We start from the raw sequence: 23,127 nt of genomic DNA, 5'->3' as shown, positions 1-23,127 counted from the left end.
TTAGGCCCCCACCACCACGACAACAGCCACGACGGCACCCAGAATCGCGGCGCCACCCACGGCAACGCCTACCGCAATGCGGCGTCCCAACCGATTGGCGCGGCGTGCTCGCATGGTGGACGTGCCCACCCGTGACTGAGTGTGCGGGTCACGGCGCTGGCGCGACGACTGCACGGGCACCGTCGAGCGAATGACTCCGGAGCCCTCATCCCCACGGTCCTGCGTCACGGCTGTGTGCGCCCACTCTTCAGTCGGAACGTCCAGTGGTGTTGCGGGGAACCCCTCTTCTCGCTCCACCTCTTGCAACGCCTCTCCCAAAGCACGGGCGCTGACGTAACGGTCGCCGGGGAGCCTACGCATACCGCCGGCCAGGACCTGCTGCAGGACGTCGGGAACGTCCGAACGCTCGATGGGCACGTACTTGGCTTTCAGAATGCGGCGGGTGAGTTCGGCATCGTCCCGGCGCTGTCCCGGCAAATCAAAGGGGCTGCGTTGGGCAAGCAGCGTGTAGATCGTGGCAGCAAGCGCCCACACTTCCGTGGCGACCGTGCCTGAGGTGTGACGGTCCACTACCTCGGGGGCACTCCAGGGCGGGGACATTGCGATTACGTCGTCTTCGCCTTGTTCCACCGCAGACGCGACACCGAAGTCAGCGAGAACGGGGTGGCCAAAGGACGTCAACAGAATGTTGGAGGGCTTGATGTCGCGATGCAGCAGACCCGCCTTGTGGGCAGTTTCCACGGCTGCGCAAATCTTGATGCCGATGGACAGCACTTCGCTCACCGACATACGTTCGTTGCGGTACCGGTTGGTCAAGGACGCAGGGCAGTATTCGGAAACCAAGTACGGGCGACCATCTGCTGAGACGCCTGCTTGGTAGAGCGTCAGGATGCTGGGGTGTGCGCTGAGGCGAGCCATCACATCGGCCTCGGCACTGATCGCGCGGGCGCTTGCGGCATCTTCAACGCGACTGAGAAGGACCTTGACTGCCACCAGACGGCGCGGCATGTCCTGTTGAAACAAGAACACGTCAGCAAAGCCACCGGAACCCAAGGGCCGCACATAGGTGTACCCCGGCAAGACTGGTGGGCTCAACGGTTGTCGCTTAGCCATAGTCCCCCTCCCCTGGACTCAGCACTACCTGCATCAGTGCCGCAGACAGCCGGCAACACTTCCTGACAGGCACTCAGAACGGGGTAACTCTAGCGGACAACTCCAGTATTTCCATGCAATGTCACCACGGGTGTGAAGCATTGCACGCCGCGGCCTTACTCCTCGGCGAGTTCCTCGATGGGTGGGCACTCGCACATGAGGTTGCGGTCGCCGTAAGCGTTGTCGATTCGCGATACCGGCGGGAAGTACTTGTCCTGGCGCAAAGCAGCCACGGGGAACGCGGCCTGCTCCCGGCCGTAGGCGCGGTCCCACGAGTCGGAGACCACGGCATCGGCCGTATGAGGGGCATGACGGAGGGGCGAGTCCTCGGCCGCAATGTCGCCGCTCTCGACGGTCGCGATCTCCTCGCGGATGGCGAGCATCGCGTCAACGAACCGGTCCAGCTCTGCCAAGTTTTCGCTCTCGGTGGGCTCGACCATCAGCGTGCCTGGCACGGGGAAAGACATGGTGGGCGCGTGGATACCGAAGTCGATGAGCCGCTTGGCGATGTCCTCGGCAGTAATGCCTGTGGTCTTGGTCAGCGGGCGGATGTCGAGGATGCATTCGTGGGCCACCAGGCCGTTTTCCCCGCGGTACAGGACGGGGAACGCGTCATCGAGGCGCGTCGCGACATAGTTGGCTGCCAGAACCGCCACGCGTGTGGCCTGACCCAGACCTTCGTGGCCCATCAGCGCAATGTAGGCCCACGTAATCGGCAGGATTCCGGCAGAGCCGTAGGGTGCCGCGGAGACGGGCGCGCCGCGCCGCGCGAGTTCTGCGGGACGTTGGATGGTCTGCCGTAGGGCCGGCAGGTAGGGCACCAGGTGTTGCGCGACAGCAACAGGGCCGACGCCGGGGCCGCCTCCGCCGTGGGGGATACAGAAGGTCTTGTGCAGGTTGAGGTGGGAGACATCGCCGCCGAAGTGTCCGGGCTTAGCGAGGCCGACGAGCGCATTGAGGTTCGCGCCGTCGATGTACACCTGGCCGCCGGCGTCGTGCACGGCGGCGCACACATCACGCACGTTCTCTTCGTAGACACCGTGAGTCGAGGGGTAGGTGAGCATCACACAGGCCACCTCGCCCTCGTACTTGGCGAGAACCGCTTGCAGGTCATCGGCGTCAATGCTGCCGTCGTCAGCCGTGGCCACCATGGCCACTCGTAGACCGGCGAGCACTGCCGACGCCGCGTTCGTGCCATGAGCCGATGCGGGGATCAAGCACACGTCACGCGCTTCACCGCCGTGGTCGCGAAGGTAAGAGCGGATCGCGAGCAGCCCCGCGTATTCGCCTTGCGAGCCAGCATTGGGCTGGACGGAGACTGCCGCATAGCCCGTGATGTCCGCCAGCCAGTCCTCCAGTTGCGCAATCATGTCGCGGTAGCCGGCGGTTTGGTCCGATGGTGCGAACGGGTGGATGCGCGCAAAGCCGGGCCAGCTGATGGGTGCCATCTCGACGGCGGCGTTGAGTTTCATGGTGCAGGACCCGAGCGGGATCATGGTCCGGTCGAGGCTGAGGTCGCGGTCCGCGAGGCGGCGCATGTAGCGCATCAACGATGTTTCCGAGCGGTGTTCGTGGAAGATCGGGTGCGTCATGTAGTCGCTCGTGCGGCGTAGTGACAGTGGGATCGCGACGCGTGGTGCGCTGTACACACCGTGGCGTTTGCGTGCTGTGACGGCTTCCACCACAACGTCCAGGATGTCGAGGCTCGTGACCTCGTCGCAGGCAATGCCCACGTGGTCGTCGTCGACGCGACGCAGGTTGATGCCGGCGGCGGCCGCACGGGCAATGACGGACTCGGCGCCGCCCGGGACCGCCACCACCACGGTGTCGAAGAAGTGCTCGTGCAGGACGTCAACGCCTGCGGCCGCGAGCGCGTCGGCCAAGGTCACTGCGGTGCTGTGGACCTTAGTAGCGATCTCACGCAGGCCGTCTGGGCCGTGATAGATGCCATAGAAGCCAGCGATGACGGCAAGGAGGGCTTGCGCCGTGCAGATGCTGGAGGTCGCACGGTCGCGGCGAATGTGCTGCTCGCGCGTCTGGAGGGTCAGGCGGTAGGCGGGGCGGCCGTCGGCATCAACGCTGACTCCCACGAGGCGTCCTGGCAACTGACGTTGGAGGCCCTCGCGCACCGAGATGAACGCCGCGTGGGGTCCTCCGAAGAACAGGGGCACACCGAAGCGTTGGGCGGAACCGACGGCAATGTCAGCACCAATCTCACCGGGTGCCTTGACCATCGTCAATGACAGCAGATCGGCGGCAACCGTGACCAGTCCTCCGGCATCGTGCGCCGAGGCGACAACGTCTTGGATCTCTCGCAGGACGCCGGTGTTGCCCGGCTGCTGCAACACCAGGCCGATGAGGTCGTCAGGTGCAGTCCAGCCGGCATCGATGTGTTGCACCTCGAGGCGCAGACCAATGGCTTCAGCGCGGGCGGAGACCACCGCGATGGTCTGGGGAAGGCACTCGTCGTCGAGAACGATGACGCCGTCATCTTTGCCTCGGACCGCACGGCGCATCAGCAGCACAGCCTCGGCCACAGCCGTTGCCTCGTCAAGGAGCGATGCACCTGCGATGGGGAGCGCAGTGAGGTCCGCGATCATGGTCTGGAAGTTGATCATCGCTTCCAGACGGCCCTGCGAGATCTCTGCTTGATACGGCGTGTAAGCGGTGTACCAGGCAGGGTTCTCAAGCACGTTGCGGCGAATCACCATGGGGGTGATGGTGTCGGCGTAGCCCTGGCCAATCATCTGAATGTTGACCTTGTTGCGCTGAGCGAAGCCCTGGAGCGCATGCAAGGTGTCGTTTTCAGTGAGCGGATCGGGGAGCACGAGCACGTCGTCCTGGCGGATGGACTCCGGAACTGCCGCTTCAATGAGCGTTTCCAGCGAGGAATGGCCAACGGCGGCAAGCATGGCTTGCACAGCGTCGTCGGAGGGGCCGATGTGTCGGGTCGCAAACGCAGTCACGCGCCCATTGTGTCGCATCGGCTCCCATCACGGCGGCTGGAAGGGCCGCGAGCCTCCACCCCCACGACACTTTGAACCAAAGATGACACCGGCGCGCCGTGCAATCCGCTAAGGATCGCGCAGCGCGCCGGCGTGTTGGGTGTTTCTTTGGTTCGAACTGTAAGGGGGAGGGGGTGGGTGGTGCGAGCGGGCTAGATCAGCCCTGGCAAGCAGCACCATTCAGCGTGAGATCGGCTGGGGTCTGCGCACCGTCGGTCGTGGTGCCCAAGAAGCCGAACGTCGCACTGCTTCCTGCCTCCAGCACGGTGTCCCAATGCGGGTTGGCGACAGTCACCGCTGAGCCATCCTCCGACACGGTGCCGTTCCACAGCTGACGCACGGACTCATCGCCAGTGAAGTTCCAGCCCACGTTCCACCCGTCGACATCCTGCTTAGAGGTGTTCGTCACCGTGACCTGTGCAATAAAGCCGCCCGGCCATTCGCCGTGAACCTCGTAGTCGATCGAGCACACCGGTGTGACCTTGGCGCCCACCGTCACCGGAATGCGCACCGTCGTGCCGGTCTGCTTACCCGTCAGTGTGATGACGGATTCGCCCTTGGCCGCACTGGGTACCTTGAACGAGATTTCCGCAGTGCCGTGCTCATCGAACGGTTCCGCGGAGATCTCGTTGACGACAGCATCGGCTCCACGCGACTTCCCGGCAATCTCGACTGCAACCTTCTTGTCGGTCACGCCATCGGGGTCAGTCATCAGCAGCGAACCCACCTGGAAGGTGACCTCGTCGCCCACGGCGATCGTCTCTGGAAGTCCCGTCACCGACACTGCGTGCTGACGGTAGTCCGCGCTCAGCGACCCCACCTGGTCGAGGTAGTCAACCATGGCCTGGAGATCCACTCGCCCGGAATCAGCAACATTGGAGCCCTCAGTCAGAGTAGAGAAATTGTCGCCACCGGACGCCAGGAACGAGTTCGCGACAACCCGGTATTCACCATCGGCGGTCATCTGCTCACCGTTCAACCACATCGACAGGATGCGCTCGCCAGCCGGAGCTTCAGGGTCATAGGTGTACTCGAAGCCCTCAGACGTACCAAGGCGCAAGAAGGGCCGTGACGAGCCCTCGGGCTGCCACTGCTCCTCCAGAACCTGAGCAATCTGGTCGCCCGTCAGGGTCATCGTCACCAAGGTGTTCGCGAACGGCTGCACCTCAGCCGCCTGCTTGTACGTCACAGCGGACGGGTACGAGGCGCTTTCGCCTGCACCAAGTCCCAGGAGGTCTGCGCGCAGTCCACCGGGGTTCATGAACGCGATCTGCGTGTCGAGTTCAGACGTTGCCCACAGCTGCACATCAGCAACCGCGTTGCCCAGCGTCGACTCCGCACCACGCGAACTGCCCGGTGCACCGTCGGCCAAGCGTGCGCGATACAGAGGGTCATCCAAGATGCCCAACTCGACCGCGCCAAGCTTGTCCGCATTGGCTACGGCTTCAGCGACCACCGCAGCAACGTCCGGGTCCTCGGCATAGACCGGAGCATCGGCGCCCGACTCAAAGAGGTCCACCACGCTGGTGTCGAGACCGACAACATCACCGGCAGCGTCGAAGGAGAAGATCAGCCGGTTGAGGTTCATGCCGTACTGCCCCGACGAGACGACGGGGCGTTCCATCACAGCACGTCCCTCTTGAACCCATTCGTCCACGGGCACACGGTGGTCGTACTCCAGGTGCGTGTGGCCCGAGATCACAGCATCAATGGCAGGATCCAGGTCGGCGAGCATCGCGCCAAAGTCGTTCGACGTGTCGACAGCGTCGTCGTACGCCTGCGTGGGGGCACCTTCGTGAACCAACAGAACAATGAGTTCCGCGCCCGCCTCGGTGAGAGCATCGGCTGACCGGTTGGCGGCGACAGCCTCGTTCTCGAAGTGCAAGTCTGCGATGCCGGACGGCGCCACCAGTGATGGGGTCTCGTCGGTCACGGCTCCAATGAAGCCCACGTCGACAGCATCGTCGCCGTCTCCAAAGGTTTGGACCCACGTCTCGGGCAGCGCCGGATCACCGTTGAGGTAGCGGACATTCGCACCCAGGTACTCCCAGGTTGCCGAAGGCATGATGCGGTCGCGCAGGTCCTCGAAGCCCGTATCAAACTCGTGGTTGCCGACGGCGGACACGTCAAGGCCCGCCAAGCTCAGCGCCTCAATGGTCGGTTCATCATCAGCGATGAAGGACTCAAAGGTTGACGCGCCCACCAAGTCGCCCGCAGCAGCGAAGACGGAGTTGGGGTAATCGGCCTCAAGCGCGTCGACGGCGCCAGCGAGCGATGCAGCACCCGCGGAGCCACCAAAGGCGTCCGGCAAGATGCGGCCGTGGAAATCATTAGTGCCCAGAATCTGAACCACCGTTCCTCCCTCGGGAGGTGTCACTACGGCAGTCTCCGCGTCAGCGGCACTCGCCGGGACCGCGATCGCGGCAACAGCAAGAGTGCTGGCGGCAACGGCGCTCAGGGTAGACGCCGACCTCCAGCCCATACGTGGGGACTTAGTCATGGTTTCTCCTTTTTGTCGGGGTTATGCACCCGGGACGACGTTATAAGCGTCTGGAGCAGAGCGCATCCGGAAGCGCATGATGTTCATCGAATCGTTTCCGTCCTCAGATTTCCCTGTCCTTGGCTCATACAGCTATGCGACGATGAACTCTCACCTAGGGAGGAATCGCGTGGAAGCTCTTGCGCCGTGGATCGCCGGCCTGCTCACCGGGTTGACTGGATCGCGCGTGCACCCTGCTGTGAACCCTGGGTGGGTCTTGGCGGCAATCCTCGGTGCCTGCGGTGGGCGCCTCGGGATGGCGTGGTGGGGCGCACGTCTCACTGACGCTCTTGGAGGCCACTCTTTGGTGGGTGCTCTCGCTGCAGGGGCTCTTGGAGGGCTGCTCGCCATCGCCGTGACAGGCATCGCGCTCTCCATATGGCGTGCTCTTGACCGCCGCAATCGGAGCGCTTCGACCTGACGGCTACTCTTGTTCACATGAAACTCGTAGTCCAAGTGCCTTGCCTGAACGAGGAAGCGACGCTCGAGACAGTGCTCTCGTCCATCCCTCGACACATTGATGGCATCGATGAAATTGAACTCCTCGTCATCGACGATGGCTCGACGGACCGCACTGGCGAGATTGCACATGAACTGGGGGCTGTGGTCCTGCGACACCCGCGGCCGATGGGTCTCGCACAATCCTTCCGGGACGGTGTGGAGCTGGCGCTCTCCCGTGGCGCGGACATTGTGGTGAACACCGATGGCGACAATCAGTACCCGCAGGAGCGGATTAGTGATCTGGTAGCGCCCATCGTCAATGGCGAGGCCGAGATTGTCATCGGCGACCGCCAGACGCACAAGATTGAGCACTTCTCCGGCTTTAAGAAGACGATGCAGAAGTTCGGTTCGTGGGTGGTGAATAAGGCCGCCGGGACCGACCTGCCCGACGCGGCTTCCGGATTCCGGGCCTACTCCCGTTACTCCCTGTACCGGCTCAACATTGTGACGAAGTTCAGCTACTGCATGGAGACCATCATCCAGGCTGGCAATAAGCGTCTTGCCATTGCCTCGGTGGAGATCGACACCAACCCCAAGACGCGGGAATCACGCCTGTTCAACAGCATGGGCGAGCACATGATGAAGTCTGGCCAGGCCATCATGCGTTCGTACATCATGTTCAAGCCGTGGAACATTTTCGCGATGCTCGCCGCCATTTTCGCGGTCATCGGGCTCATCCCGTTTGTTCGCTACCTGTTCCTGATGGCCAGCGGGGATCACGGCAATCATTACCAGTCCCTCCTGCTTGGAACGCTCTTGATGGTCGGTGCGTTCTTGTCGTTGGCTCTAGGTGTCCTCTCTGACCTCCTCCGCACCAACCGCACGCTGCAGGAACAAGCGCTCGAACACGCTAAGGCGCAACGCTTTGGCCCGGCCATTCCCGCTGTGGCTGCGGGACGCGCCGTGACTGAGCCTGCACCCATCGCAAAGGAAAACGCATGATCGGCAAGTTGAAGCGCATCGCCAAGGACGCGCTCGCCAATCCCACGATCCGCAAGGCCTACAACGGGACCAACCGTGCCGTGCTTGAAGTCGCAGGCTCCAGCCGCATCGGCGCAACGCTGTACTCGATTCCTGGGTTTTTCACCCACAATCGGGAGCAGTATGCCGTGCTGTCGGGACGCCGTGCCTACTACAAGAACTTGGGACGCCACCGCGCCAACCACGTGGAACTGCGCCGCAACGTCCACCGCCTTGAAAAGGGCATCCTCATGCAGCCGCGCCGCGATGTGTTTGCGCGCGACTACATCGAAGAGACTGTTGAGTTTTATGAGGCCGCGCTCGCTCGTCCTGCGGCGTTCAGCAACATGGATGCAGGCGAGATGCAGTGGGCGCACGACGTGCTGGCGGAGTATTTCTCCATCGTCAGCGACGGCGATGAGGGCATTGAGCGCTCTCGCGCCCGCTTCGAGGCACTCCCGCCCTATGGCACGCCGAGCGATGTGCACCCGTATGCGCAGAAGAGCCTGAAGCGCACGGACATCACGTATGACCAGATGTTGGCGCTGGCTCAGTCCCGCCGGTCGATTCGCTGGTTTGAGGACAAGCCTGTTCCCCGCGAGCTGATCGACAAGGCGCTCCTGGTGGCCCGCCAGTCGCCGTCCGCGTGCAACCGTCTCCCCTACGACTTTGAGGTTTTTGACAACCCCGAGCAGGTGGCGGAGATCGCAAGCATTCCCTTTGGCGCGGCCGGCTATTCGCACCAGGTGCCGACGGTCATCGTGGTGAAGGGTGATCTGTCGAACTACTTCTCTCCGCGCGACCGTCACGTGCCATACATCGATGCGTCGCTGGCCACCATGGGCTTCATCTATGCCTTGGAAACACTGGGGCTGTCGAGTTCTGTCATCAACTGGCCTGACTTTGAGCCACTGGAAGCAAAGATGGCGAAGAAGCTGGATTTGAAGCCGCACCAGCGCGTCATCATGCTTTTGGCTGTGGGCTACCCGGACCCTGAAGCCTTGGTCGCATACTCGCAGAAGAAGGACATCGCTAATCTCCGAACCTTCCATGGCCTCGAGCGCTAGCGACACCCCCGACGCCGGGCGCCCGCGCAACCGGCGTAAGCGCTGGATTCGCAATGGCATTGCGCTTGCTGTCATTGGCGTGGTGGCGTGGTTCTTTGGGCGGACGCTAGCGGCGAACTGGGATTCCCTGCAGGAGCAGGATTTGTCCCTGGGCTGGTGGGCGCTGGGCGCCACTGTGCTGTTTGTTGTGGCGGTGGCGGTCTCGGGTTCGATGTGGGGTTCGTTGTTGCACCGGCTCACGGGGACACGCATTTCCCAGGCGGAGGCTATCCAGGCTCATTATCGGGCGTGGCTGCTGAAGTACATCCCTGGCCAGGTGGGCTTTGTGATGTCCAAGGTGGTGTGGGGCAAGGCGCGTGGCCTGTCTCGCTTTAAGGTGCTGCTTTCCGTCGTGTACGAGAATGCGTTCCTGCTGCTGGGCTCGACTGTTCCGATGATCGCGATTCTGCTGTTGGCGCGCGGTGGTGCCGGCGATGTGAGCGGCACCGTGTGGATTGCGCTTGCGGCAATGGTTCCTTTGGCTGCGGCCATGCATCCCGCGGTGTTGAGTCGTGTGATGACGGTGTTGGGGAAGCGCACGTTGGGCCGTGCGGTGCCGTCGTCGGAGCTGCTCTCAACGCGGACTGCGTTGACGTATCAGGTGGGGTTCTTGATTCCCCGGGTCATCAACGGCGTGGGCGTCGTCATCATTGCGGTGGCGTTGGCGGATGCCGCGCCGGAGTCCTGGATCCCGTTGGCCGCAGCGTATGCGATTGCTGGTGCTGTGGGCATTATGGCGGTGTTTGTGCCGTCGGGCTTGGGTGTTCGCGAGTCTGTGTTTGTTCTTTTTGCCGCTCCGTATCTGGGAGCCGACATGGCTATCCTGGTGTCGTTGGTGGCTCGCGTGTTGGCGACTTTTGCTGATGTGCTGATCGCCGCAATTTATCTTGGCCTCGCGGGTGTAGCTCGGCGTCGGGCCGGCTCAACTGGCTCGTTGCCACCGAAGGAGAACTCATGAAGTCCGTCGCCATTATTGGTTCAGCTTTTGCAGGGAACAAGGGCGCTGCAGCCATGCTGGAGAGCGCGGTGACGCACTTGAGTTCTCGCCACCCGGATGTGCAGATCACGCACCTCAGCATGTACCCGGGGACGGACGCTGAACTTAATCCTTACGACAACGTCACCGTGATGGACGCATCTCCGTTGCGCCTGGGCATTTTCATCAATTCGGGTGCCCTGTTGTGGCGTCTGGTTCCCGCACTGCGCGGTGCCATTCGTAACGCCGTGCCTGAGGTGGGCGCCATTGCCGATGCTGATGTCCTGCTGGATCAGGGCGGCATCACCTTTGTGGATGGTCGCGAGAAGTACCTGGTCTACAACGTGGCGTCAGTCCTGCCGGCGTTGAACACCAAGACTCCCGTGGTGAAGTGTGCTCAGGCTTTGGGCCCGTTCACCAGCACTCCGAACCGTTGGGCTGCCCGGACTTTCCTGCCCAAGATGGCGGCGATTGTGTCGCGCGGCGCCAAGACGCAAGAGCACCTCGATGGCTTGGGCCTGACTAACACGGTCGCTGGCGCAGACCTTGCTTTCACTTTGGAGTTGACGGACCGGGACGTGAAGGAAGCCGATGCCGTGGCTGGGTCGTTCTTCGACGGCAACGACGTCGTAGGCGTGTCGCCGTCGCAGGTTCTCCGCGCGGCTGCGGAGGCACGCGGCGAAGACTACGTGGGCGAGGTTGCGGCTCAGATCGACTTCATTACTGAGTCGCTGGGACGCCCGGTGTATTTGGTGGCGCACTCGACTCGCTCGCGTGACGACAAGTTGCACAACAACGACCTCCCGGTGTGCCGTGCGATTCTGGCGCGGGTCACTTCCCCGGAGAAGGTGTTCTTCCCGGATGGCGAGCTCTCGAGCCAGGTGTTGCGTAGCCTCATCGGCCGTTGTGATCTGTTTGTCGCGTCGCGCTTCCACGCCATGGTCTCTTCTCTCGCCATGGGGGTGCCGACGCTGGTGCTGGGGTGGTCGCACAAGTATCGCGAGGTGCTCGACATGTTTGGGCTTGCTGAGTGGGCTTCCGCTGCGTCTGATCTTGACGGTGAAGCTTTCCAGATTCGCATCAGTGCGTTGGCTGACCAGTCCAAGGACATTGCGGCGACCATTGCTGCGGCATTCCCCGAGGTACATGCCAAGGCGCTCGAGCAGTTGGACGTCATTGACGCTGTCGCTGACGGGAAGCCGATCGGGTCCGTTAAGGTCTCGTAAATTCGGCGAGTCGTGGGACCTCAGACCCCACGTTGAGGCGCTCAGCCACGCTACCGTTGACGTGAACGGACTTGCACCTCAAGTCCCCGAAGTCAACGAGGTCGCTAGCTGTGAACCAGTCGCCTGCCATCCCATCCATTGCCGCCCGCGAGCGCTCCGTCGAGTCTTTCACGCGGGAGTTTCTGCGTGAGTTGACGTTCACTCAGGGAATTTCGCTTGAGCGCGCCTCGGTCAATGACAAGTACCAGGCGCTGGCCCGCACGGTGCGCGCGTACCTGACGACGGATTGGCTCGAGACGCTGTCGCAGGATAAGTCCAGCTCTGAGAAGGGCGTGGCGTACTTGTCCGCGGAGTATCTCCTGGGCCGTCAGCTCGACAACAACTTGTTGACGGCGGACCTGGAGGATCTTGCCCGCGAGGCGATGCAGGGTCTGGGGCTGAGCCTCGACGAACTGCGTGAGGCTGAGGTTGAGCCGGGTTTGGGCAACGGCGGTTTGGGCCGTTTGGCTGCATGCTTTATTGATTCGATGGCGACCGAGGGTGTGCCGTCCATTGGCTATGGCATTCGCTACGAGCACGGCATTTTCAAGCAGACGTTTGAGGATGGCCACCAGGTGGAGCACGCCGATAACTGGCTGCACATGGGTTCGCCGTGGGAGATGCCGCACCCGGAGATGTCCGTCGAGGTGGGCTTTGGCGGAACGGTTGAGGGGTACGCGGACGATGCTGGCCGCGAGCGCCGTCGTTGGGTTCCCCAGTGGAACGTGATGGGTTTGCCGTACACCTACATGGTGCCGGGCTACCGCAATGGCCGTGTGAACACGCTGCGCCTGTGGAGTGCGCGTGCGACGCAGGCCTTTGATCTGAAGATCTTTAACTCGGGTGACTTCGAGGATGCCGTGCGTGGCCAGACTCGCGCAGAGACCATCTCTCAGGTGCTCTACCCCGAGGACTCCACCCCGCAGGGCAAGGAGTTGCGTCTGCAGCAGCAGTACTTCTTTGTGGCGTGCTCGCTGCGCGACTACATCGACCAGGTGCTGCCCGCCGGCACGGACCTGGCCGAGTTGCCCGACCGCATCACCTTCCAGCTCAACGACACCCACCCCGTCATCGCCATCCCCGAACTGATGCGCATCCTCGTGGATGAGCGCGGCTGGGAGTGGGACGACGCCTGGGCCCTGACGCAGAAGACGTTTGCCTACACCTGCCACACGTTGCTTCCGGAGGCGCTTGAAGTGTGGCCTGTGGAGTTGCTGGGCCGGCTACTTCCTCGCCACCTTGAGATCATCTACCGCATCAATGACGCGTTCTTGGTGCAGGTGCGCGAACAGTTCCCCCACGACCCCCTGCGGGTGCGCCACATGTCGATCATTCAGGAAGAGCCTGTGCGCGCTGTGCGGATGGCATTCCTGGCGACGGTGACGGCGTTCAAGGTCAACGGCGTGGCTGCGCTGCACTCGCAGTTGCTCTCGGACAAAGTGCTCTCTGACTTCGCGGACATGTACCCCCAGAAGTTCACGAATGTCACGAATGGTGTGACGCCGCGGCGCTTTGTGGCTCAGGCCAATCCCGGGCTGTCGGGACTGATCACTGCTGCTATTGGCGATGGATGGGTCTCTGACCTTGACCGTCTGCGCGACCTTGAGCCGTTGGCCGAGGACCGCGAGTTCCGTCTGGCGTATGCGGCCATTAAGCGCGCGAACCGTCGCCGCTTTGCAGACACGTTGATGGCGCGTGACGGTTTGGAGATTGCCGAGGACGGCATGATCGACGCGATGGTGAAGCGCTTGCACGAATACAAGCGTCAGTCCCTGAAGTTGCTGCACATCGTGTCGCTGTATGAGCGCATCGCGACGGGAAAGCTGGCCATCGAGGATGTCACGCCACGCACCTTCGTGTTCGGTGCGAAGGCAGCGCCTGGCTATGTGCGTGCCAAGGAAACGATCGCGCTGATCAATCACGTGGGTGCCACCATTAACGCCGATGCTTCACTGCAGGGTCGCTTGAAGGTCGCCTTCCCGGCCAACTACAACGTGACTCTTGCCGAGAAGCTGATCCCGGCATCGGACCTCTCCGAGCAGATCTCTTTGGCCGGTAAGGAAGCCTCCGGTACCGGCAACATGAAGTTCGCGCTCAACGGTGCGTTGACCATCGGCACGGACGATGGCGCAAACATCGAGATCCGCGAACTGGTGGGTGACGAGAACTTCTTCCTGTTCGGCATGGATGAGCCTCAAGTTGCGGCACTTCAGGCCTCGGGATACTCCCCGGAGAAGTACTACGCGGAGGACGAGGACTTGCGCAATGCGCTCGACCTCATTGCTTCGGGACGCTTCACCGACGGTGAGACGGGCGGGTTTGTCGCCTCACTCGTGGCAAGCCTCATCGAGCGCGACCGCTTCATGGCGTTGGCGGACTTCCGCTCATATGTGGACGCTCAAGAACGCGTCGAGGCTGCGTATGCGGATCAGGATGGGTGGACGCGTTCGGCCATTTTGAACACGGCTCGCACTGGTTTCTTCAGTTCCGACCGTTCCATTCGCGACTACTTGGCACGCATCTGGCGCGCCTAGGGTTCTGGCCGTGACGCCAAGGGGGCCGCTAGCGACGCTGGCGGCGCTCCTTGGCGGCCTCGCGTCCCGGTAGTTTCTCTATCTGACGACGTTCCTTCTTGGTGGGGCGCCCTGCGCCGCGGTCGCGCACCCCGATCGCCGCCGGACGTTCCACCTTTGGCGGCTGGGCAGGGCTGTGGTCAACGTACGCGGCCTGGGCAACGGGAGCGCCCACGCGCTTGACCAGCAGTTGCCGCACTTCGACAATCCGCGGCCACTCACCTCCACGGACCTCAACGCGGTCACCAATACGCACTGGAGTCGCGGGCTTGGCCTTGTCGCCATTGATGCGTACGTGCCCTGCCTTGCATGCCGCAGTTGCCTGAGAGCGGGTCTTCGCCAAGCGCACAGCCCACACCCACGCATCGGCTCGTGCCGTGGTGCGGGTGGGTGCTGGAGTCATGAGACCAGGGTAGGTGGATCTGAGAACCAGACGCGCTACGATGACGATGCCAACGCGGGGAGCTCGGGACAGCCGAGCTGAGAGTACAGCCATCATGCGCTGTTGACCCGAAAACTTGATCTGGGTAATTCCAGCGTAAGGACGTGCCACAAGGTGCGGCGTTGAGCGCGGGTCTATCCAGGCACGCGTCTATACGTCTGCGCCCAGTGGCGGCATGCACGGCGTGCGTTTGTGCGCCGCGCACTCCGGTTCAGCGCTGCCATTCCTCAGGTCTGAACCTGAAGGAGTCAGCCATGATTGCTGAAATCCAAGTAGTCCCCCGCCCCATCATCAAGACCGAGGAATGCTACAAGCACGTCGACGCAGCCATCGCTGCGATCAGCGCCTCGGGGTTGAAGTACGAGGTCGGCGGTATGGGCACCACCATTGAGGGTAGCCCCGACCAGATTTGGGCTCTGCTGCGCACCGTGCACGAGGCGACGCTTCACTCAGGCGCCGAGGGCTGCATGTCCATCATCAAGGTCTCCGGCGCCGCAAACGATGATGGCCCGAGCGTGCAGGACCTCGTGGGCAAGCACCGCCAATGATTCGGGGGCGGGCACGCGCCATCGTCATCGGAAGCGCAACCGTGGCGGTGCTGCTGGCAATCTGGGAGGCGGCCGTGCGTACGGCCGGCCTCCCGGAGTTTGTGCTTCCCGCACCGTCGCATGTCGCGTCCACGGCTGTGGAAACAGCGCCGATGCTGGGGGAGCACGTCATCACGACCGCCACGGAGGCAGTACTGGGATTGGCGTGTGGGGTGCTCGTTGGGTGGCTGATGGCGGTACTGATCGCCACCATCCCCACATCAGGCCACGTGGCACAGCCCATGGTGTTGCTCAGCCAAACGATCCCCACGGTGGTGCTGGCGCCGTTGATGATCCTGTGGACCGGCTACGGGCTCACCTCCAAGGTGATCCTGGTCGCATTGACCGTGTTCTTCCCCGTGCTGATCTCCGCTGCGGCTGCGATTCGTGACGTGGATGCCGACCATGCGGACATGGTGGCGGGACTGGGCGGCACACGCCGGCATCAACTGTGGCTGGTGCGCCTGCCCGCTTCCATTCCCGGGGCCCTCGCTGGGCTGCGGATCGCCGCAACGTATGCGGTAGGCGCGGCGGTGGTGTCGGAGTATCTGGCTGGCGAATCCGGCATCGGGGTGTTTATCCAGCGCTCCCGCAAGGCCTATGCCGTCGACCAAATCTTTGTCGGCATCGTCCTGATTGCCGCGCTTTCCGGCATTTTTGTGCTCGCCATCGTCGCGTTGCGGCGCGCTGTCACACCGTGGCAGACCGCGCCCGCACGCCTGTAATTCTTCACTTTCTACTCAAGGAGTTCTCTTGTTTTCTTCACGACCCACCATGGTCACCGGGCTCGCGGTCACAGCGGCATCGGCCCTCACCCTCACCGCCTGCTCCACGTCCGCTGATGCTGACCCCACCGCTGCCGGTGCACAAGCACTGACGCCCGTCACCGTGGTCTTGGACTGGACCCCCAACACCAATCACTCGGGCGTCTACGTGGCGCTCGAGAACGGCTGGTACGAGGACGCGGGCCTGGACGTCAACGTCATCGAACCGGGCGAAACCGATGGCCTGCAACTCGTCGCTGCGGGACAAGCGGACTTCGCTTTCTCTCACGCCCAGGGCCTGCTTCCCGCCCGGGCCGCCGGTGCGGACGTGGTCTCCGTCGCTGCTGTCATTCACGACAACACGTCCTCGTTCTTGTCGCTGGCTGAAGACGGCATCGAACGTCCCAAGGACCTCGAAGGCAAAACTTTCGGAACGTGGGGCGACGAGCTCGGCATGACGATCATCAACGAACTCGTGGCCTGCGACGGCGGCGACCCGGAGCTTGTGAACTTCACGCCGCTTGCGAGCGCCGACTTCCGACTGGGACTCACCGAGGACCAGTACGACGCCGCATGGGTGTTCGACGCGTGGGACACCATCCGCCTGGGCGAGGTCGACGGCCTCGACGTCAACACGTTGGCGTTCCGCGACTGGATGGACTGCATCCCCAACTGGTACACGCCGATGCTGGCCGCAAACGGATCGGACATCGAGACCAATCCTGAGGTCGTGGAAGCCTTCATGGGCGCCACGGTGCGCGGCTTCCAGCACTCCATGGACACACCCACGGATGCTTCGGACGCCCTGATGGACATCGCGCCCGAACTCGAGGAACCACTCGTGACCGCAAGCGCCCAGTGGCTCTCAACGCGCTACGCGCCCTCCCCTGAGGAGTGGGGCGTCCAGCACGCCGAGGAGTGGGAGCGCTTCGCAACATGGATGGAAGACAAGGGTCTGCTCGAGGACGCCAGCGTGGTTGAAGGCGCCTGGACCAATGACTTCCTCCCGGAACAGCCATGACCACCGATGTCTCCATCACCACCGGCGGGGAGGGTCGCTCCACAGCGGCCACCCCCGCCGGGGCCCCCGGCGCAGAATCTCCTGCCACCATCACTGTGGAGAACTACTCCGTCGAGTTCGCAGCACGAGGGAACGGCAAGCGTCATGAAAGCGCAGTGCGGGTCCTGGAGGACGTCTCCCTGACCATCAAGGAACGCGAGTTTGTGGCAATCCTGGGGCCATCCGGATGCGGGAAGTCCACACTGCTGCGCGCTATGGGCGGACTGCTCGACGAGCGAGCCACCATTCACGGCGCAGTGACCAGCGCCGCGCCCACCGCATGGATGCCGCAACACGACTGCCTCTTGCCGTGGCGGCGCGCAATGTCCAACGCGATGGTCGGCGCGATCGCCGCTGGAGTCCCCCGCGACAGGGCGGCACTGCGGGCCGCGGAACTCTTTGAAGAGTTCGGGCTTGCGGGCTTCGAACGCGCGTGGCCGCACGAGATGTCCGGGGGCATGCGCCAGCGTCTTGCACTGCTGCGCACATGCCTGTCAGAACGGCCTGTGCTGTTGCTCGATGAGCCCTTCGGCGCACTCGACCCACTGACGCGCCGGCACATGAATGCGTGGCTCGCGGGACTCAACCTGGCCAGCACCGTGGTCCTTGTCACCCACGATGTCGACGAAGCCATCATGCTGGCCGACCGCATCGTGGTGCTGTCCGGTAGGCCAGGGCGCATCATTCATGAGACCCGCGCCCACGGATCCGGGCGCTTCGAGAGGGAAGAGCTCCTAGCCGCATTGGGGGTGGGTGGCGCTCACGACTGAGTGCGGCGCAGTCATCAGGGGTGCGGTGCGGCGTACGCTTGTGCAATGGACACAACGATGGTGTTAGAGATCATTGGCTGGATTGGCTCGCTGCTGATTGTCGCCTCGCTCATGCAGGCCCGCGTGCTGAAGTTTCGGTGGATGAACTTCGCCGGAGCTTTCATCGCCACGATCTACAACGGCATCATCGAAGTGTGGCCGTTCGCCTTCATGAACCTCGCCATCACTCTCATCGACGCCTACTGGTTGCGCCGCCTGTACCGCGAGCGCAGTGACGCGACCGTCTACCGTGCGCTTCCCGTCGAGGCGAACGACACGTACCTCCAGCACGTCCTGTCGATTCACCACGACGACATCGCCGAGCATCGGCCCGATTTCGAGGCCCTTCCCCTCGACGGCGACAAGCGCACCGTGTTCTTGCTCGTCAACGGCGATGAAGCCATCGGTGTGGTCGCTGTCGCTGACGCCGGGGATGGCGTGGGACGCATCGACCTGGACTGGGTCAAGGAGCGCTTCCGCGACTTCAGCCCTGGCGAGTTCGTGTACCGCGAGTCCTCAATCCTCGCCGATGCGGGATTCAGTTCACTCGAAATGCCGGCCCACGAAGGCGAGGACGCCGCATATCTGACCAAGGTGGGCTTCCACAGGGACGGCCAACGCTGGGTCCGAGAGGTCGCTGCGTGAGCGCACTGCCCTGCCCGTGCGGGTCGGGAGCGGGGTATGCCGAGTGCTGCAAGCCCCTCATGAAAGGTGAGCGTGAGGCCACGACCTGCGTTGAACTGATGCGTTCGCGCTACACCGCGTATGTCCGCCGCGACGTGGACTACATCCTCCGTACCTGGGACCCCGCAACCCGCCCCACCCGCGAGACCCTTGGCGACCTTTCCACGCCCGCATGGCGCGGTCTCGAAGTCGGTTCAACATCAGGCGGAAATCCGGACGATGCTGAAGGAAAAGTGACATTCACAGCCTATTTTGAGGATGGCAACGGGCAACGGGACGCCATCCGAGAAACCAGCACCTTTACCCGGCTCGACGGGCGCTGGGTTTACGTCGACGGGCATCACTTCGACTGAGCAGACTCCCCTGTCGCTGCAAGGGCAAAGGCCAACGGTGGCCATAGGGGCAAGCGCGGCACCATCGTCGCCTGCACCGCATGATAGAGATCTGGCTTGCCGGGCCACACAGTGCCCGATGGGGAGTTGGCCTCATCGAGCTCGTGGATCCACGAGCCGGACCCGTCAATCATGTGCGTGACGATGTAGCGCCACCACGTCGCCTCATCCTTGGCGTAGCGGGGGTCCCCAGTGGCGATCCGCAAGGCGGCCGCGGCACCCACAGCTTCTGCCGCAACCCAGTGCATTCGCTGTCGCACCACCGGCTTGCCCTTAAAGTCAACGGTGTAGACAAAGCCGGGCGCTCCGTCTACCGACCACCCATCGCGGACTGCAGCGTCGTAGAGGAACGTCGCTCCCTCCAACAACCATTCCGCATCGCCTGCACGGCCCAGCTCTCGCTCACTGGTGTAAGCCTGGAGCGCCAACCGTGCCCACTCAAACCAGTGGCCCACGGTCGCACCATAGGGTCGGAACGGGTGGGCGGGCATGTCGTGGTTGTAGTCCAGTTGAGGCTGCCACTGGCCTGTGAAGTGCTCTGGTAGGCGACCGTCGTACTCGTGGGCCCAGGCGATGACCCGACGAAGGATCCGCAATGCGCGTTGGCGCCATACGTCGTCACCCGTGGCGAGGGCTACAGCAAAGAACGCCTCGGTTGCGTGCATATTGGCGTTGACACCGCGATAGTCCTCACATTCGGACCATTCGCGATCCCAGGACTCGACAGTCATTCCCGCTTCGTCGTCCCAGAAGTGCCGTTCGAACACGTCGACAGCGGCGTTGAGAAGCTCTCGCGCTTGGGGCAGTCCCGTCGCGCACGCCGATGCGGTGGCGAGCAAAACAAACGCGTGACCGTACGCTTCCTTGGCCGTATTGACAGCAACCTGTGGAGTGGCGGCAGCGAACCAGCCACCGTAGTGGTCGTCCCGCAGTGGGCCATCGAGGGAAGCCAACCCATGTGCTACCAGCGGCAATGCGTCCGCGTCGCCATCCATGTACGCCAATGAGTAGACGTAGGTCATGCGGCATGTCACGTAAAGTTCGGCGTTGTCTGGTGGGTCGGTAGGAACGGGAACGCCGGCCCCATCGAGATAGCCGGCTCCCGCACCCACGGGAAACCCTCGCCCAAAAGCCAGGAGTTCGCTCTGGCGGAGCCTCCACCAAGGTTCGTCCGGCCAATTCTCCGCTGCAGAATTGTCATGATCTGTCACTGCGGTGCTCCACTCACGAGATTCTTGGGCACCACGCTCAACGCCTGCTCAATCACGTCAGCCACGGGAGTCTTCTCAAGTTCGGCGCGCACCTGTAGATAGGCTTGACGCACTTCAGGGTGTTGGCCCAAACTTCCGACGATCTCTTGCAGGTCAAGAATCGCGGCACTGTTGACGTCTTCGCTAGCCACGGCGGCCTGCAGTTCCTGAAGCCTGGGGTCGCTCCACTCGGAATCCGCATCGGCCAGTTGGCCCTTCACCCAATGAGCCCAGAGAGCGAGCACAAGCGCGCCGACCCGTTGCTGATCAGCCACGCCCATGTCGTCCAGAGCGGGCTTGACGAACGTGGCAATCCTGTCAGAGGAAAACGCGACTTGGCGCTCCAAGGTGTCCTTGACTGCTGCCGATGAGAACCGGGCAATGAGTTCCTCGCGGTACTGAACCAGATCCACTCCAGGCACAGGGGCAAGGGTGCTGGTCGCGGCGAGCATCCACTGTTCGATGAGGCTGCGCACCTGGGAGTCCCGGCACGCATCGTGAACCCATCGGTGCCCCATCAGCAGCGCCGGGTAGCTCATGACCTGGTGCGAAGCGTTTAAGAGTCTAAGTTTCATCAGTTCGTACGGCGTGACGTCCTCCACCATCATGACCCCGACCGACTCGAGTGCGGGGCGCCCCTCGGGGAAGGTGTCCTCAAGCACCCATTGGACGAACGATTCGGACCGCACTGCGCACGCGTCGTCGACATCAAACTTCTCCGCAATGGCCTTCTGCACCGCAGGCGTAGGGACAGGCGTAATGCGGTCGACCATGGAGGAGGGGAACGACACGTGGTGACTGATCCACGACTCGAGGTCGGGGATTCGAGACTGGGCCATACCGAGTAGGGCGGCCCGTGCGACGGATCCGTTATGCGGAATGTTGTCGCAGGAGACCACAGCGAATGGCGGGATCCCCTTCCTGTACCTCGACGCGAGGGCATCGACGATCAGGCCCATCGCGCTGCGAGGTTGCTCGGCCCCGGCGAGATCGGCCAATGTCGCCTCGTCACGCGGGGCGTACTCACCGGTGTCGCCATCGACGCCGTAGGCACCTTCGGTGATGGTGAGCGTCACGATGCGTATCGACGGCTGGGCAAGGGTTTCGATGAGAGTGGCGGCACCGTCGCGGTCGCGGTGACGGGTCTCTACGATGCTTCCAATGACCCGAGACGCCTCGTGCTCCGCTGGGTCAACGATCGTCAGCGTGTACGCACCTGACTGCGCCTCGAGCGCGTCAAGTGTTCCGAGGTCCTCGGCGCGGAGCCCAATTCCCACAATGCCCCAGTCAGGGTCCTGATCGAGCACCCGATCGACGTACATCGCCTGGTGGGCACGATGGAAGCCACCTACACCTATGTGTGCAATTCCAGGGGTGATCTCGTCACGTCGATATGTAGGTCCGGGCAGGAGGTCGGCTCTCGCACGAGCGGTCTCGCGGTCTAGGTGGTCGGTCATTGTTCTCCTTGAGCTCCTTGAGCCTCTGGAATGGTGAGAATGAAATCGGCCTTGTGAGCGGTTGCCACCACGTGGTCGATGTTGGGGCTATCAACGTTGTCCACCCAAGCGCGCGCCTCGGCCTCAGGGTGCCCGTGGGAAACTCGTCGCGCGACGAGCCGTTTGACCAGCGACTCGCGAGGCACGTCGAGATACCAGACCTCGTCGAGATGTGAGCGGACCGCGTCCCAGCCGTAGTCTTGGGCGAGCAAGTAGTTACCCTCCGTCACCACAACACGGCATTCGGGGGCCACTGCGATGGCACTTCCGATCGACTCTTCAAGGCTTCTGTCGAACCGGGGTGCATAAACCACACCAGCGTCGGCTCGAAGTCGCTGCAGTAGAGCGACATATCCAGCAACGTCGAAGGTGTCTGGCGCCCCTTTTCGCTGGCGACGGCCCAGGTCGCGCAGCACCTCGTTGGAAAAGTGGAATCCGTCCATCGGGACTGCAACCGCACTCAGAAGGCTTGCGGTGAGGTGATCGGACACAGTGGATTTACCGGAGCCGGGGGCCCCGACCAGGCCGATGACCACGCGCTGGGGCGCCTCAGCTAACCAGGCAGCACGGATCTGGGCCTGCTCGAGGGTCATCACTGGCACTGAAGGCGATTGATCGTCCACGCTCGTCACCTTTCCGGCATACCTGCATCGCTGCACTTGCGTTGACAATATCGTCGAGATGACACCGGTGTCAATCCGCGCTATTCTCGCCGGAACAGGGGCACCAACCGTGGCGTTGGATGCCCGCGAACTCAGGAGCATCATGATCCACACCGACTTCAATGGCCGTCCCATCCTTGTCACGGGTGCCGCTGGCGGCATCGGGGGCGCCATCGCCCGCCACCTCACCGCAGCGAACGCCCATGTCATCGCGAGCGGGCGGTCCGGAGACAGCCTGACGGACCTCGTTGCCGAAACTGGCTGCAGCACCGCAGTCTTCGATCTCACGTCAGAAGATGAGATCTCCGATGCAATCGCAGGCTTGGATGTGTGGGGCGTAGTGAACTGTGGCGGATTCGGCGGAGAGATCGCGTCACCCGTCGACACGGACATCGACGTCTTCGACAAGGTCATGGCTGTGAATGCGCGAGGGTCACTACTCGTCATCAAACATGCAGCTCGGCGCATGATCGAGGCCGGCGAAGGCGGCTCGATCGTCAACGTATCGAGCCAAGCGTCGCTCGTCGCGTTGCGCAACCACGTCTCGTACGGCTCATCAAAGGCGGCGCTCGACAACATCACGCGCGTGAGTGCTCTGGAACTCGGGCGCCACGGGATCCGCGTGAACTCTGTCCACCCGACCGTCGTGATGACCGAGATGTCAGCGTTTTATTGGGGCAGGCCCGAGATCGAAGAGCCCGCACTCGCACGGATGCCGCTTGGACGCTGGGCAACAGAGGACGAGATCGCAGCGCCCGTCACGTTCCTCCTCAGCGATGCCGCCAGCATGATTACCGGCGCCCACTTGCCCGTCGACGGTGGCTATACCTGCGTGTAGCCAGCCTCGCGAGGGTCACAACAGATACCCTCAGGACGAGAGTCAGACCAACAGGAGGGAACGGCC

20 protein-coding genes and 1 riboswitch are annotated in these 23,127 nt (G+C 63.0%); of the genes, 13 read left to right on the top strand and 7 right to left on the bottom strand.

The genetic code is table 11. From position 1 onward, the window contains the following. The 3 genes from AOP79_RS04070 to AOP79_RS04060 all read right to left on the bottom strand — a co-directional run bounded on the left by AOP79_RS04070 (nt 1) and on the right by AOP79_RS04060 (nt 6,657). A complete protein-coding gene (locus tag AOP79_RS04070) occupies nt 1-1,113 on the bottom strand; it encodes a serine/threonine-protein kinase (RefSeq protein ID WP_062070649.1) in 1,113 nt (370 codons plus the stop codon). 155 nt (nt 1,114-1,268) lie between these two features. Further along, a complete protein-coding gene (gene gcvP, locus AOP79_RS04065; protein ID WP_062070647.1) occupies nt 1,269-4,136 on the bottom strand; it encodes an aminomethyl-transferring glycine dehydrogenase in 2,868 nt (955 codons plus the stop codon). 178 nt (nt 4,137-4,314) lie between these two features. Next, entirely contained in the window at nt 4,315-6,657 is a 2,343-nt protein-coding gene (locus tag AOP79_RS04060; protein WP_161794219.1) for a 5'-nucleotidase C-terminal domain-containing protein, read from the bottom strand. Between the two features lie 76 nt (nt 6,658-6,733). On the opposite strand from AOP79_RS04060, the gene AOP79_RS04055 reads away from it, so the two are divergent. The 6 genes from AOP79_RS04055 (at nt 6,734) to AOP79_RS04030 (ending at nt 14,038) form a co-directional block, all read left to right on the top strand. Then, nucleotides 6,734-7,117: a hypothetical protein gene (locus tag AOP79_RS04055; RefSeq protein ID WP_161794218.1), complete on the top strand. Its 384-nt coding sequence runs from the start codon at nt 6,734-6,736 to the stop codon at nt 7,115-7,117. Between the two features lie 17 nt (nt 7,118-7,134). Next, complete coding sequence (locus AOP79_RS04050) at nt 7,135-8,139, top strand: glycosyltransferase family 2 protein (protein ID WP_082093331.1); 1,005 nt, start codon at nt 7,135-7,137, stop codon at nt 8,137-8,139. Then, nucleotides 8,136-9,224 (top strand): nitroreductase family protein, encoded by a 1,089-nt coding sequence (locus AOP79_RS04045; RefSeq protein ID WP_062070641.1) that lies wholly within the window; start codon nt 8,136-8,138, stop codon nt 9,222-9,224. Before AOP79_RS04050 ends, AOP79_RS04045 begins: the two co-directional genes overlap by 4 nt. Next, nucleotides 9,208-10,221, top strand: a complete 1,014-nt coding sequence (locus tag AOP79_RS04040; protein WP_062070639.1) for a lysylphosphatidylglycerol synthase domain-containing protein — start codon at nt 9,208-9,210, stop codon at nt 10,219-10,221. The genes AOP79_RS04045 and AOP79_RS04040 overlap by 17 nt, the downstream gene beginning before the upstream one ends. Then, nucleotides 10,218-11,465: a polysaccharide pyruvyl transferase family protein gene (locus AOP79_RS04035; RefSeq protein WP_062070637.1), complete on the top strand. Its 1,248-nt coding sequence runs from the start codon at nt 10,218-10,220 to the stop codon at nt 11,463-11,465. The genes AOP79_RS04040 and AOP79_RS04035 overlap by 4 nt, the downstream gene beginning before the upstream one ends. A 110-nt stretch (nt 11,466-11,575) precedes the next feature. Then, entirely contained in the window at nt 11,576-14,038 is a 2,463-nt protein-coding gene (locus AOP79_RS04030) for a glycogen/starch/alpha-glucan phosphorylase (protein ID WP_062070635.1), read from the top strand. A 28-nt stretch (nt 14,039-14,066) separates the two neighbouring features. Here AOP79_RS04030 and AOP79_RS04025 read toward each other — a convergent pair whose 3' ends face one another. Beyond that, complete coding sequence (locus tag AOP79_RS04025; protein WP_062071064.1) at nt 14,067-14,480, bottom strand: RNA-binding S4 domain-containing protein; 414 nt, start codon at nt 14,478-14,480, stop codon at nt 14,067-14,069. 45 nt (nt 14,481-14,525) lie between these two features. Beyond that, nucleotides 14,526-14,639, top strand: a riboswitch (TPP riboswitch). A 134-nt stretch (nt 14,640-14,773) separates the two neighbouring features. Here AOP79_RS04025 and AOP79_RS04020 point away from each other — a divergent pair. From AOP79_RS04020 to AOP79_RS03995, 6 genes are read left to right on the top strand one after another with little or no spacing between them, the layout of a single operon-like run. Further along, nucleotides 14,774-15,067, top strand: a complete 294-nt coding sequence (locus tag AOP79_RS04020; RefSeq protein ID WP_062070633.1) for a thiamine-binding protein — start codon at nt 14,774-14,776, stop codon at nt 15,065-15,067. Next, complete coding sequence (locus tag AOP79_RS04015) at nt 15,064-15,831, top strand: ABC transporter permease (protein ID WP_062070631.1); 768 nt, start codon at nt 15,064-15,066, stop codon at nt 15,829-15,831. Before AOP79_RS04020 ends, AOP79_RS04015 begins: the two co-directional genes overlap by 4 nt. A gap of 28 nt (nt 15,832-15,859) precedes the next feature. Beyond that, the gene (locus tag AOP79_RS04010) at nt 15,860-16,891 is read left to right on the top strand and encodes an ABC transporter substrate-binding protein (protein ID WP_152647992.1); all 1,032 of its coding nucleotides are present in this window, start codon (nt 15,860-15,862) and stop codon (nt 16,889-16,891) included. Next, nucleotides 16,888-17,700 (top strand): ABC transporter ATP-binding protein, encoded by an 813-nt coding sequence (locus AOP79_RS04005; RefSeq protein ID WP_062070627.1) that lies wholly within the window; start codon nt 16,888-16,890, stop codon nt 17,698-17,700. Before AOP79_RS04010 ends, AOP79_RS04005 begins: the two co-directional genes overlap by 4 nt. Nucleotides 17,701-17,745: 45 nt before the next feature. Next, on the top strand, nt 17,746-18,384 hold the full coding sequence (locus tag AOP79_RS04000; protein WP_236683203.1) for a hypothetical protein: 639 nt from the start codon (nt 17,746-17,748) through the stop codon (nt 18,382-18,384). Further along, nucleotides 18,381-18,776 (top strand): YchJ family protein, encoded by a 396-nt coding sequence (locus tag AOP79_RS03995; RefSeq protein WP_439644670.1) that lies wholly within the window; start codon nt 18,381-18,383, stop codon nt 18,774-18,776. Before AOP79_RS04000 ends, AOP79_RS03995 begins: the two co-directional genes overlap by 4 nt. Here the strand turns inward: AOP79_RS03995 and AOP79_RS03990 are convergent. Genes AOP79_RS03990 through AOP79_RS03980 form a run of 3 tightly spaced genes read right to left on the bottom strand, consistent with a single transcriptional unit; the run spans nt 18,764 to nt 22,184 of the window. Then, nucleotides 18,764-20,026 carry an AGE family epimerase/isomerase gene (locus tag AOP79_RS03990; RefSeq protein ID WP_082093330.1) on the bottom strand — a complete coding sequence of 421 codons (1,263 nt, stop codon included), beginning with the start codon at nt 20,024-20,026 and terminating at the stop codon, nt 18,764-18,766. The genes AOP79_RS03995 and AOP79_RS03990 overlap by 13 nt on opposite strands. Then, the gene (locus AOP79_RS03985; RefSeq protein ID WP_082093329.1) at nt 20,023-21,522 is read right to left on the bottom strand and encodes a mannitol dehydrogenase family protein; all 1,500 of its coding nucleotides are present in this window, start codon (nt 21,520-21,522) and stop codon (nt 20,023-20,025) included. The genes AOP79_RS03990 and AOP79_RS03985 overlap by 4 nt, the downstream gene beginning before the upstream one ends. Further along, nucleotides 21,519-22,184 (bottom strand): nucleoside/nucleotide kinase family protein, encoded by a 666-nt coding sequence (locus AOP79_RS03980; protein WP_201774430.1) that lies wholly within the window; start codon nt 22,182-22,184, stop codon nt 21,519-21,521. Before AOP79_RS03980 ends, AOP79_RS03985 begins: the two co-directional genes overlap by 4 nt. A 58-nt stretch (nt 22,185-22,242) precedes the next feature. Between AOP79_RS03980 and AOP79_RS03975 the strand changes: the two genes are divergently transcribed. Beyond that, complete coding sequence (locus AOP79_RS03975; protein ID WP_201774429.1) at nt 22,243-23,061, top strand: SDR family oxidoreductase; 819 nt, start codon at nt 22,243-22,245, stop codon at nt 23,059-23,061. Nucleotides 23,062-23,127 lie beyond the last annotated feature (66 nt).

The sequence above is a fragment of the Demequina sediminicola genome (assembly GCF_000975055.1).
GTDB lineage: Bacteria > Actinomycetota > Actinomycetes > Actinomycetales > Demequinaceae > Demequina > Demequina sediminicola.
Note: the sequence above shows the minus strand (reverse complement) of the source record. Positions and strands in the feature narration are given on the sequence as shown.

Coding starts and splice junctions, on each gene's coding strand:
- AOP79_RS03985 (WP_082093329.1), bottom strand. CDS start 21,522: ATGACCGACCACCTAGACCGCGAGACCGCTCGTGCGAGAGCCGACCTC.
- AOP79_RS04055 (WP_161794218.1), top strand. CDS start 6,734: ATGATGTTCATCGAATCGTTTCCGTCCTCAGATTTCCCTGTCCTTGGC.
- AOP79_RS04035 (WP_062070637.1), top strand. CDS start 10,218: ATGAAGTCCGTCGCCATTATTGGTTCAGCTTTTGCAGGGAACAAGGGC.
- AOP79_RS04060 (WP_161794219.1), bottom strand. CDS start 6,657: ATGACTAAGTCCCCACGTATGGGCTGGAGGTCGGCGTCTACCCTGAGC.
- AOP79_RS04045 (WP_062070641.1), top strand. CDS start 8,136: ATGATCGGCAAGTTGAAGCGCATCGCCAAGGACGCGCTCGCCAATCCC.
- AOP79_RS04070 (WP_062070649.1), bottom strand. CDS start 1,113: ATGGCTAAGCGACAACCGTTGAGCCCACCAGTCTTGCCGGGGTACACC.
- gcvP (WP_062070647.1), bottom strand. CDS start 4,136: ATGCGACACAATGGGCGCGTGACTGCGTTTGCGACCCGACACATCGGC.
- AOP79_RS04025 (WP_062071064.1), bottom strand. CDS start 14,480: ATGACTCCAGCACCCACCCGCACCACGGCACGAGCCGATGCGTGGGTG.
- AOP79_RS04000 (WP_236683203.1), top strand. CDS start 17,746: ATGGACACAACGATGGTGTTAGAGATCATTGGCTGGATTGGCTCGCTG.
- AOP79_RS04005 (WP_062070627.1), top strand. CDS start 16,888: ATGACCACCGATGTCTCCATCACCACCGGCGGGGAGGGTCGCTCCACA.
- AOP79_RS04015 (WP_062070631.1), top strand. CDS start 15,064: ATGATTCGGGGGCGGGCACGCGCCATCGTCATCGGAAGCGCAACCGTG.
- AOP79_RS04040 (WP_062070639.1), top strand. CDS start 9,208: ATGGCCTCGAGCGCTAGCGACACCCCCGACGCCGGGCGCCCGCGCAAC.
- AOP79_RS04050 (WP_082093331.1), top strand. CDS start 7,135: ATGAAACTCGTAGTCCAAGTGCCTTGCCTGAACGAGGAAGCGACGCTC.
- AOP79_RS03975 (WP_201774429.1), top strand. CDS start 22,243: ATGACACCGGTGTCAATCCGCGCTATTCTCGCCGGAACAGGGGCACCA.
- AOP79_RS04020 (WP_062070633.1), top strand. CDS start 14,774: ATGATTGCTGAAATCCAAGTAGTCCCCCGCCCCATCATCAAGACCGAG.